At 39.6% G+C, this 9,662-nt stretch carries 13 protein-coding genes and 1 tRNA gene; 3 read left to right on the top strand and 11 right to left on the bottom strand.

Going from position 1 to position 9,662, the window contains the following annotated elements; translation table 11 throughout:
• The 5 genes from ABNR88_RS04015 to ABNR88_RS03995 form a co-directional block, all read right to left on the bottom strand.
• Positions 1 to 372 (bottom strand): tetrahydrofolate dehydrogenase/cyclohydrolase catalytic domain-containing protein (locus ABNR88_RS04015; RefSeq protein WP_348670089.1); only part of this gene is annotated, 372 nt, incomplete at its 3' end.
• Between the two features lie 12 nt (positions 373 to 384).
• Positions 385 to 1,131, bottom strand: a complete 747-nt coding sequence (gene kdsB / locus ABNR88_RS04010) for a 3-deoxy-manno-octulosonate cytidylyltransferase (protein WP_291927303.1) — start codon at positions 1,129 to 1,131, stop codon at positions 385 to 387.
• Positions 1,132 to 1,134: 3 nt separating this feature from the next.
• The gene (locus tag ABNR88_RS04005) at positions 1,135 to 1,296 is read right to left on the bottom strand and encodes a Trm112 family protein (protein ID WP_082319615.1); all 162 of its coding nucleotides are present in this window, start codon (positions 1,294 to 1,296) and stop codon (positions 1,135 to 1,137) included.
• Entirely contained in the window at positions 1,293 to 2,240 is a 948-nt protein-coding gene (gene lpxK, locus ABNR88_RS04000) for a tetraacyldisaccharide 4'-kinase (RefSeq protein WP_291927294.1), read from the bottom strand. The genes ABNR88_RS04005 and lpxK overlap by 4 nt, the downstream gene beginning before the upstream one ends.
• A 6-nt stretch (positions 2,241 to 2,246) precedes the next feature.
• Positions 2,247 to 2,678, bottom strand: coding sequence for a phosphate-starvation-inducible PsiE family protein (locus tag ABNR88_RS03995; protein WP_291927292.1), 432 nt, complete (start codon positions 2,676 to 2,678; stop codon positions 2,247 to 2,249).
• Positions 2,679 to 2,739: 61 nt separating this feature from the next.
• Here ABNR88_RS03995 and ABNR88_RS03990 point away from each other — a divergent pair, with 61 nt between their 5' ends.
• Positions 2,740 to 3,975 (top strand): lipoprotein-releasing ABC transporter permease subunit, encoded by a 1,236-nt coding sequence (locus ABNR88_RS03990; RefSeq protein WP_291927290.1) that lies wholly within the window; start codon positions 2,740 to 2,742, stop codon positions 3,973 to 3,975.
• Complete coding sequence (locus ABNR88_RS03985; RefSeq protein ID WP_291927287.1) at positions 3,968 to 4,633, top strand: ABC transporter ATP-binding protein; 666 nt, start codon at positions 3,968 to 3,970, stop codon at positions 4,631 to 4,633. Before ABNR88_RS03990 ends, ABNR88_RS03985 begins: the two co-directional genes overlap by 8 nt.
• Here the strand turns inward: ABNR88_RS03985 and panD are convergent.
• The 6 genes from panD to infA form a co-directional block, all read right to left on the bottom strand.
• A complete protein-coding gene (gene panD / locus ABNR88_RS03980; protein ID WP_291927285.1) occupies positions 4,626 to 4,994 on the bottom strand; it encodes an aspartate 1-decarboxylase in 369 nt (122 codons plus the stop codon). The genes ABNR88_RS03985 and panD overlap by 8 nt on opposite strands.
• A 144-nt stretch (positions 4,995 to 5,138) precedes the next feature.
• Positions 5,139 to 6,269 carry a sodium ion-translocating decarboxylase subunit beta gene (locus ABNR88_RS03975; RefSeq protein WP_291927282.1) on the bottom strand — a complete coding sequence of 377 codons (1,131 nt, stop codon included), beginning with the start codon at positions 6,267 to 6,269 and terminating at the stop codon, positions 5,139 to 5,141.
• 15 nt (positions 6,270 to 6,284) lie between these two features.
• The gene (gene oadA / locus ABNR88_RS03970) at positions 6,285 to 8,117 is read right to left on the bottom strand and encodes a sodium-extruding oxaloacetate decarboxylase subunit alpha (protein WP_291927279.1); all 1,833 of its coding nucleotides are present in this window, start codon (positions 8,115 to 8,117) and stop codon (positions 6,285 to 6,287) included.
• A 5-nt stretch (positions 8,118 to 8,122) separates the two neighbouring features.
• A complete protein-coding gene (locus ABNR88_RS03965; RefSeq protein ID WP_291927276.1) occupies positions 8,123 to 8,368 on the bottom strand; it encodes an OadG family protein in 246 nt (81 codons plus the stop codon).
• A gap of 23 nt (positions 8,369 to 8,391) precedes the next feature.
• Positions 8,392 to 8,476: transfer RNA gene (locus tag ABNR88_RS03960), tRNA-Leu, on the bottom strand.
• Between the two features lie 12 nt (positions 8,477 to 8,488).
• Complete coding sequence (gene infA, locus ABNR88_RS03955) at positions 8,489 to 8,707, bottom strand: translation initiation factor IF-1 (RefSeq protein WP_010645628.1); 219 nt, start codon at positions 8,705 to 8,707, stop codon at positions 8,489 to 8,491.
• 126 nt (positions 8,708 to 8,833) lie between these two features.
• On the opposite strand from infA, the gene metF reads away from it, so the two are divergent.
• Complete coding sequence (gene metF / locus ABNR88_RS03950; protein WP_291927374.1) at positions 8,834 to 9,661, top strand: methylenetetrahydrofolate reductase [NAD(P)H]; 828 nt, start codon at positions 8,834 to 8,836, stop codon at positions 9,659 to 9,661.
• Position 9,662: the final 1 nt, after the last annotated feature.

Raw genomic sequence — 9,662 nt, 5'->3', positions numbered from 1 at the left:
TTTGCCGATATTTTCACTATGGAAGCCATCTACGTCCTTTTCAGGAGAAATAGTCTCAATGACTAAATTTGCATCCAAATGCTTAGGCAGTGGTAATTGCACTAAAATGCCGTCAATCTTATCATCATTATTTAAACGCTCAACCTCATCAAGTAACTCTTTTTGAGTAATATCAGCAGGCTTGTTTATTTTTTCTGAATAAAAACCCACTTCTTTACAGGCGTTGTCTTTATTACGAACATATACAGCAGAAGCTGGATCATCGCCCACCAATATCACTGCCAATCCGGGAGCGCGATCTAATTTCTTGACTTGTTGAGCAATATCATTGCGCAGGTTTTGGGCAATTTGTTTACCGTCAATAATGTTCATAGTTATTCTTCTTTAAGGTTGTTGTTTTGCCAAGGCGTCTCGCACTTGGTCTAAATCCGCTTGGGTATCGACCCCAAATCCTGTATCCGCACAAGCAACAGCCACATGAACACCGAAGCCTTCATTGAGTACGGTGAGTTGCTCGAGTTTTTCAACTTGTTCAAATCGAGAGCTGTCCATATTTAAATATTGCTTAATAAAAGCTGATCGATAGGCATAAATGCCAATGTGTTTGTAGCAAAGTGATAAATCAAAATCTTGCGCTTCTCTAAAATAGGGAATGGGTGCGCGGGAAAAATATAACGCTTTACCAAACTTATCAAACACCACTTTGACACAATTTGGATCTAAGTACTGAGTCTTATCAATAACTTGCTCGCATAATGTGGCCATTTGCATTTGACTCTGGCTCAAGTTATTCGCTACCTGGTCAATCACACTAGCACTTAACATGGGCTCATCACCCTGAACATTCACCACAATTTCATCATCATCGATATTAAGCTGGGTTAGTACTTCTGAGATTCTGGCGGTGCCTGAGGTATGATTTTCATCAGTCATGCAAACTGTCGCACCAAAACCTTCAGCCACTGTTTTGATACGCTGATCATCAGTTGCAATAATGACCGCTGAAGCGCCACTTTTTAGCGCATTCTCATAGGTGTGCTGAATCAAGGGCTTGCCATGGATATCTTTTAAAAGCTTCGCTGGCAGCCTACTAGATGCATAACGAGCCGGAATAATAACGCTAAAGTTCATGGATTAATCTAGCTTTCTCGCCTCTTCCTCAAGCAAAACAGGAATACCGTCATCAATTGGATAGGCCAAACCACTCGCTTCGCAGATTAATTCATCACCCACTTGTTTTAAAGGGGCTTTAGATTTTGGACAAACTAGTAGTTTTAAGAGTGCTTCATCAATCATATTTTTGCTGCTAAATTGGTTAAAAAATCCTCACTAATATCAAGATCAACTTCTAAGTAATACATCTTGTTATTAGCAAACTCCCTACATTTTACCCAATCTTTAGCAGTCATGATTATCGGATGATTGTCATCGAATTCTAAATCTGCTGACTGATATGAATAGTGATCTTTAAATTCATGCGCATGTAGCTGAATATCTAACTGGCTTAACGTTTGAAAAAAACGCTGAGGATGGCCAATACCAGCCACTGCGTGTACAGGTTGATCGCTAAAGAAATCTAAAGGTTTTCTTTCACCGGTAACCAAGTGAACAAAACCAATGGGTTTTATTTGGGCGCTTATCTCCCCAGGAAAAAGTCCACCATTATTAATCACAAAGTCAACTTGTTTAAGTCGTCCGAGAGATTCTCTTAATGGGCCAGAAGGCAAGAAAAAACCATTACCAAAACGCCTATTACCATCTACAACTGCAATTTCAACTTGCCTATCCATTGCATAATGCTGCAAGCCATCATCGCTAATAACCACCTCAACTTGATGTTGACTAATTAAGTCCTTAACTGCCTGAGAGCGATTTTTATTAATCATCACTGGCAAGCCTGTTTGGGTGGCAATCAACAGCGGTTCATCACCTGATAACTTAACATCAGTACTTGGCTCAACTAACAAACTATCGCCAGTATGCGAACCACCATAACCCCTAGAAACCACGCCTACGCGCTTGCCCTGCTGTTTTAAGTAGCTGGCCAATTTAAGCACAATCGGGGTTTTGCCACTGCCACCAACAGTTATATTGCCAACAACAACAACAGGTATTTGGAATTTATTCGTAGACAAAACGCCTAGTTGATACAGCACTCGACGCAATTTACTTAGTGCATAAAAAACACCAGAAACTGGCCATAAAAGGTAATTAATAACGCCTCTAGTATTTAAATTCATTTAGCTTTACTTAAAGCATTCACCTTTATTGTCGTATTTTTTCTCAGTAAATCTAAGTACGCCCGCAGCAACAGTTAGGATTAGAATAGAGACCACCATAATCAGTAAGTTAAGATTATCACTAGTCATTAGTGCCTTCATATCAATCACCATAAAGCGTGTAATAGCGGTTATCGCGATAAAAATAAGGAAAATCACAGGCAATCGATGCGTTTTAAAATAAATACCGGTCATGGCACCTAGCTCTAAATAAATAAAGAGTAATAAAATATCCTTCAAGGAAGCAAATCCAGACTCATGCTGCATGATAATAAGATATTCACCGATTGCTGACCAAACAATGGTTGCGCCTATAACAAATAGGCCGACAATATGAAAGGTCTCAATTAAAAAATCTCCCAATTGATCAATCCTATCTTTAAATGTAGCTTTCTGCATTTCTCTCCCCTTAAATATTTAGTGATTCATAAAGTGCTAATTATGACAAAATATCACCACCATGAGCATTGAATTTGACATTTCTACCCAGTATTTACGATCAAATCGTAAAAAAGGCTTTATTTCCTTCATTTCTGGCGTCTCCATGGTGGGACTTATTCTAGGTGTCATGACTCTTGTTACGGTTTTATCGGTAATGAACGGCTTTCATAAAGAGCTTCGAGAGCGCGTTTTAAGCGCTATTTCTCACTCGTATATTAGTGAGTACAGTGGTGGCGTTGCTCATTGGCAAGATCTACAAATAAAAATTATGCAACATCCAGAAGTTGTTAGTTCGTCACCTTATATTGAAAAGTACGCTTTGTTAAGTACGGGCAATGGGGCGCAGGGAATTAGTGTTAGAGGAGTTATTCCACAACTGGAAAAACAAACCTCAATACTGCTCGATAAAGTTAAACTTGGTTCCAGTCAATTGTCAAAATCTGATATTTTAATTGGCCTAGGATTGTCAACTCAACTGGGGGCTAATATTGGCGATAAAATCACTCTATTAACCCCTGAACTATCCTCCAATATCATGGGTGTTCAACCACGCTTTAAGCGCTTTACAGTTAGCGGGATATTTGATGCGGGTATTAATGAATACGATAATAACCTGGCCTTTATTCAGCTAGATCAAGCGCAAAAACTCTACTCTATGAAAGATCAAGTTTCCGGCATTCGCCTCAAGGTGTCAGATTTGTTTCAAGCCAAACAAATCACTCAGGAAGTGATTATTACACTTGGCAACGATCAATACTACGGCATTGATTGGACTCAACAAAAAGCAAATTTCATCAAAGCCCTTGAGCTTGAAAAACAAATGATTGGGGTGATTCTGTCTTTAATTATTGCTGTTGCCGCTTTTAATATTGTTTCCATGATGGTGATGGTGGTCACTGATAAAACTGCTGATATTGCCATATTACGCACCCTGGGCATGACACCAAAACGCATCGTTAAGATATTTTTCTACCAGGGGCTTACTATTGGCATTATTGGCATCACCATTGGTATTATCTTAGGCGTTCTACTCTCGCTTAATATTGAAACTATTGTCGGTGGCATTGAAGTGCTCCTAGGGTTTGAGTTCTTTCCAAAAGACGTGTTTTATATCAATCGATTTCCTTCTGAAATTCATCTGAACGATCTTATTAAAGTCGGATTTGGTGCGTTTATATTAGTTATGCTTGCCTCTATCTATCCGGCTAAACGCGCTGGAAAAGTTATTATTGCCAAGGTACTTAATCATGAATAATCTTATTAGTTGTCACGGTATTAACTACCAATACCGTGATGGCAAACACCATACTCAAGTGATTAAAGATCTGAATCTTGACGTGGCTGCAGGTGAGTCGATCGCTATTCTTGGTCAGTCTGGCTGTGGAAAATCAACCTTACTCAATTTACTCGGCGGTATTGATCGTCCAGATAGTGGTCAGATTAAAATTAACAATACTGACATCAACACCTTAGATGAGCAAGAAAAGAGTGAGTTTAGGTCAAAAAATCTTAGCTTCATTTATCAATTTCATCACTTATTAAAAGACTTTAGTGCTTTAAAAAATATCATGATGCCGCTACTCATTCAGTCAGACCCGGATGCTAAGCAAAAGGCCATGAAAATTCTTAACAAGGTTGGGCTTGAATCTAGAGCAAACCACCTTCCAAGTGAATTATCAGGTGGAGAACGTCAACGAGTAGCCATTGCTCGCGCTCTAATCACTCAGCCAAAATGTCTACTAGCAGATGAACCTACTGGCAATCTTGACGGTAAAAATGCACAAGAAATACTTGATTTGATGATGACGCTCAATCAAACGCACAACAACTCTTTGATTGTTGTCACTCATGATGAAAAAATTGCAGCGAGAATGCGGCGGGTATTGGTACTAGAAAATGGACAGTTTAGCTAATAGCTGAGCTTTGTCTTGTTAAGACATTGTTGTCGTCAACGTAACATAGATTTGGCGTAAAGTTTTTAACTTCTTGCTCATCATAGATGGCGTAAGCAGCAATAATCAGCAAATCTCCAACTGCCGCTTTATGGGCAGCTGCACCATTAACCGAAATAACACCACTATTTTCTTTGCCACGTATGGCGTAGGTTGTAAAGCGATTACCATTAGCAATGTTATAAATTTGAATCTGTTCAAAAGCGCTAATACCTGCCGCATCCAATAGCACGCCATCAATCTCGCATGAACCCTCATACTCAAGTTCTGAAGCTGTGGTGGTAACGCGGTGAAGTTTGGCTTTTAGTAGAGTTCTTTGCATGTCTGATATTTTAATATTTTTAGCTGATATTTTTTAGGTTTAGTATTTTTTTATTTCTGCAAGTCAAATTTTAAAAATATAACGGCACATAGAAAAACTATGTGGCTGATTATTTTTTAAAATTTAACACAGTCAGAAAAAAGATTAGCCTAGCAATTGAATCATGATACCCGCTGCAATAGCTGAACCAATAACGCCCGCCACATTAGGGCCCATTGCATGCATTAGCAAGAAATTATGTGGATTTGATTCTAAGCCGACTTTATTTGAAACACGTGCCGCCATAGGAACCGCTGAAACACCTGCCGAACCAATCAATGGGTTAATCTTATTTTTGCTGAATAAGTTCATGGTTTTAGCCATTAACAATCCACTAGCGGTACCAATAGCAAAAGCAACCATACCCAATAGTAAAATACCTAATGTCTCTGGCTGTAGGAATTTATCTGCCATTAATTTTGAACCAACGGCCAAACCTAAAAAGATAGTCACGATATTAATCAGAGCATTTTGAGTAGTATCGCTTAAGCGATCTACCACACCTGACTCTTTCATCAAATTACCAAAAGCAAACATACCGAGTAATGGCGCTGCATCTGGCAGCAACAAGGCCACCAACATCAACAACATAATTGGAAAGATAATTTTCTCAGCCGTAGATACTTCGCGCAATTGCACCATTTCTATTTGACGCTCTTTTTCTGTCGTAAGTGCGCGCATAATTGGCGGCTGAATCAGTGGTACTAGTGCCATGTATGAGTATGAAGCAACTGCAATTGCGCCTAATAACTCGGGCGCTAGTTTACTGGCCACATAAATACTGGTTGGCCCATCTGCACCACCAATAATACCAATTGCTGCTGCATCTGTTAGACTGAAGTCAAACACGCCTGCAGCTGTCAGCCCCATAGCACCCAATAAGGTTGCAAAGATACCAAATTGCGCTGCAGCACCTAATAGTAATGTTTTTGGATTGGCCAGTAGTGGGCCAAAATCTGTTAACGCACCTACGCCCATAAAGATAATTAACGGGAATGCGCCTGATTCAATACCCACCACATAAAATACATGCAAAATACCACTACCTTCTGCAATACCTGCGCCAGGGATGTTGGCTAAAATAGCGCCAAAACCAATAGGCAATAACAGCAATGGCTCAAAATTTTTAACAATGGCTAAATAAAGCAATAGCATGCCAACCAAAAGCATTAAACCTTGACCCCATACCATTTGGTATAAACCAGTATTAAGCCATAGTGAATTCAACTGTTCCATAACAAATCCTGGTAGTTAGGCTAAAGATAATAAGGCTTGACCAACGGTCACGGCATCGCCCTCTTTAACATTAATTTCTGTTACCACACCACTTCTAGCAGCTTTGATTTCTGTTTCCATCTTCATCGCCTCAAGAATTACCAACACATCGCCTTCGTTGATTTTTTGATTAGGTAAAACCATTACTTTCCAAATATTACCCGAAAGTGGTGCTCCAATAGCTTCTCCACCCGTTGCTGGCACCTCAGTAGCAATTTCTTTTTGTGCCACTGGCGCTGGTGCCGAAGCTGTGTCAGAAGATGCCTTCATAGAGGTTACATCACCCCCTGCAGATACGTCAACTGTGTATGAATTACCTTTGAAAGAAACTGTGTAAGTACCTTCTTCACTATCAGGAGCAACGCAGTTACTGCCTTCTTGTGGTACTGGCTCAAAGAAATCAGGATTATTACGATTTTCCAAAAAGGAAATTCCCACCTGTGGAAACAAGGCATAGGTCATTAAATCGTCAATCTTGTTAGCGGCTAGCTGAATATTTTTCTCAGCTACAATCTCATCAAACTCTTGCTCTAAAATATGCATTTCTGGTGCAATGTTATCTGCAGGACGGCAGGTAATAGGCTCAGAACCCTCTAAAATTTTAGCTTGTAGCGCCTGATCAACAGCGGCAGGTGTTGCACCATACTCACCTTTAAGTACGCCAGCTGACTCTTTAGTAATGGTTTTGTAGCGCTCGCCAGTTAGTACATTAAGCACTGATTGTGTGCCTACAATTTGCGATGTTGGTGTCACTAAAGGAATATAGCCCAAATCTTTACGTACACGAGGTATTTCAGCTAGTACTTCATCCATCTTATCAGCCGCATTTTGCTCGCGTAACTGGTTTTCCATATTGGTTAACATGCCACCCGGAACTTGAGACAATAAGATGCGTGAATCTACCCCTCTTAATGAGCCTTCAAACTTAGCATACTTGCAGCGAATTGGTCGGAAATATGCATCAATCTCTTCTAACTTCTCCAGATCCAGTCCTGTTTTTCTTGGACTGTTTTCTAAAATAGAAACCACAGAGTTGGTTGCAGAGTGGCCATAAGTCATACTCATTGAGCCAATAGCAGTATCGACACGATCAATACCCGCTTCAACTGATTTAACAATTGTCGCCGTAGAAAGGCCAGTTGTTGCGTGTGCATGCAGCTGAATTGGAATATCAACCACTTCTTTTAATTTTGTAACTAAATCAAAAGCAACATAAGGCTGTAATAACCCAGCCATATCTTTAATACATAAAGAATGTGCACCCATGTCTTCAATTCTCTTAGCCATGTCTAGCCAAGTTTGTGTGTTATGAACAGGGCTAACCGTATAAGAAATAGTGCCTTGCGCATGCTGATCCAGCTTAACCGCTTGATCCACTGCTGTCTTTAGATTTCTAACGTCATTCATTGCGTCAAAAATTCTAAATACACCAACGCCATTCTCAGCACAACGGTCTACAAATTTGCGCACCACATCATCACTGTAATGACGATAGCCTAAAAGATTTTGACCACGCAATAACATTTGCTGTGGTGTATTTGGCATCACTGCTTTAATTTCACGAATACGATCCCAAGGATCCTCACCTAAATAACGAATACAAGAATCAAATGTAGCACCGCCCCATGACTCCACAGACCAGTAGCCAATCTTATCTAGCTTGTCGGCAATTGGTAGCATGTCATCAATACGCATACGCGTTGCAAACAAAGACTGGTGTGCATCTCTGAATACAAGCTCTGTGATTTCTACTTTCTTGTTATTTATTTTATTTGGCTTCTTGGTCATATTTTTTAGAAAATTTAGCATGATCCTTATGCTCCCCTATGCATCTTGATTGCTTGTTCGATAACGAACTTAGTCTCTTCATCAATTTCTTGTTCAAGAGTTGTTTTACTGTTGTCATGTTCTAACTCGTCTTTAATTCGAGCTTGGAGTTTTTGAATGATAACTGACATCAGTTTGGTTACAAAGACTAGTAGTGTCAAAAACAAGAAAACAAACCCCATGCCAAACATGGTTAGGTTTAGCGCTTGCGTCAAAAGATCTGCTTGTTCCATAATTACTACCCTCTATATTAATTTGGTACCGATGGACGGGGTCGAACCGTCACTCCGTGAGGAACCGGATTTTGAATCCGGCGTGTCTACCAATTCCACCACATCGGCAATAAAGCTTTTTTACTTATGTCTAAAAGTAATTCTACCCTTGGTTAAGTCATAAGGGGTCATTTCAACCGTTACCTTATCTCCTGGTAAAATACGAATATAGTGCTTGCGAATCTTTCCAGAAATGTGCGCTAAAACGCTATGGCCATTTTCTAATTCAACTGTAAAGGTTGTATTAGGTAGCTTTTCCTTGACCACGCCTTCTAACTCAATGTAATCGCTTTTTGACATAAATTATAAGTTCAAACTAAGTAAATAGTGAAATTTTACCCGAATACCAGCCTCACAACAGTAAAACCGAACCACTCTTCACGATTTGAAATAAGCTATAATTAGCCTATTTTTAAGCAACGTTAAATACAAATGCAATTAAGTTTTGAATTTTTTCCTCCTAGAACCGATCAAGGCAAACTAAATCTTAAACAAGTTCGCCAAGAATTATCTTGCGTTAACCCGCATTACTTCTCAACTACATTTGGCGCAGGTGGCACTACACAAGAGGCAACACTGGAAACCGTGCTCGATATACAAGCACATGATGGCATCTCAGCGGCGCCACACTTATCTTGTATTGATTCTGAAAAATCAAAAATCTCAGCCTTGCTAAATCAATACAAGGCCGCTGGCATTAATCGTATTGTTGCTCTTCGAGGCGATATTCCTTCTGGAGTGCGTGATATTGGTGATTTTCATTATGCCAATGAATTAGTTGAATTTATTCGACACGAGTTTGATGATCATTTTCATATTGAAGTGGCCGCCTATCCAGAGATGCATCCACAAGCAAAAAACATGAATACTGATATTCAACATTTTGCCAATAAAATTAAAGCGGGCGCTGATAGCGCCATTACACAGTACTTTTATAATGCAGATGCTTATTTTAGATTTGTAGACGATGTGCAAAAACTAGGCATTGATGCGCCAATTACACCTGGGATTATGCCAATTACCAACCACACTCAATTGCTCAGATTCTCCAATATGTGTGGCTCGGAAATCCCTCGTTGGATTGAAAAACGCTTAGCAGTATTTGGTGATGATTTAGAGTCTTTATCTGCTTTTGGGCTAGAAGTTGTTGATAATCTTTGTGATCAGCTTAAATCTCAAGGGGTGGAGAATTTTCATTTCTACACCATGAATAAATCACAACCCTCTTTGCAATTGGCTAAAAATCTTTTATAGG

Origin of the sequence: uncultured Candidatus Thioglobus sp., assembly GCF_963981275.1 — a bacterium.
GTDB lineage: Bacteria > Pseudomonadota > Gammaproteobacteria > PS1 > Pseudothioglobaceae > Thioglobus_A.
The sequence above is the reverse complement of the archived record's forward strand: the minus strand, read 5'-3'. Positions and strand labels throughout refer to the sequence as shown.

Bases quoted from the DNA above. Each gene is read 5' to 3' on its own strand.
- ABNR88_RS04005 (WP_082319615.1), bottom strand. From the start codon at position 1,296: ATGATTGATGAAGCACTCTTAAAACTACTAGTTTGTCCAAAATCTAAA.
- infA (WP_010645628.1), bottom strand. From the start codon at position 8,707: ATGTCAAAAAGCGATTACATTGAGTTAGAAGGCGTGGTCAAGGAAAAG.
- oadA (WP_291927279.1), bottom strand. From the start codon at position 8,117: ATGCTAAATTTTCTAAAAAATATGACCAAGAAGCCAAATAAAATAAAT.
- kdsB (WP_291927303.1), bottom strand. From the start codon at position 1,131: ATGAACTTTAGCGTTATTATTCCGGCTCGTTATGCATCTAGTAGGCTG.
- ABNR88_RS03995 (WP_291927292.1), bottom strand. From the start codon at position 2,678: ATGCAGAAAGCTACATTTAAAGATAGGATTGATCAATTGGGAGATTTT.
- ABNR88_RS03975 (WP_291927282.1), bottom strand. From the start codon at position 6,269: ATGGAACAGTTGAATTCACTATGGCTTAATACTGGTTTATACCAAATG.
- panD (WP_291927285.1), bottom strand. From the start codon at position 4,994: ATGCAAAGAACTCTACTAAAAGCCAAACTTCACCGCGTTACCACCACA.
- lpxK (WP_291927294.1), bottom strand. From the start codon at position 2,240: ATGAATTTAAATACTAGAGGCGTTATTAATTACCTTTTATGGCCAGTT.
- ABNR88_RS03965 (WP_291927276.1), bottom strand. From the start codon at position 8,368: ATGGAACAAGCAGATCTTTTGACGCAAGCGCTAAACCTAACCATGTTT.
- ABNR88_RS03990 (WP_291927290.1), top strand. From the start codon at position 2,740: ATGAGCATTGAATTTGACATTTCTACCCAGTATTTACGATCAAATCGT.
- ABNR88_RS03985 (WP_291927287.1), top strand. From the start codon at position 3,968: ATGAATAATCTTATTAGTTGTCACGGTATTAACTACCAATACCGTGAT.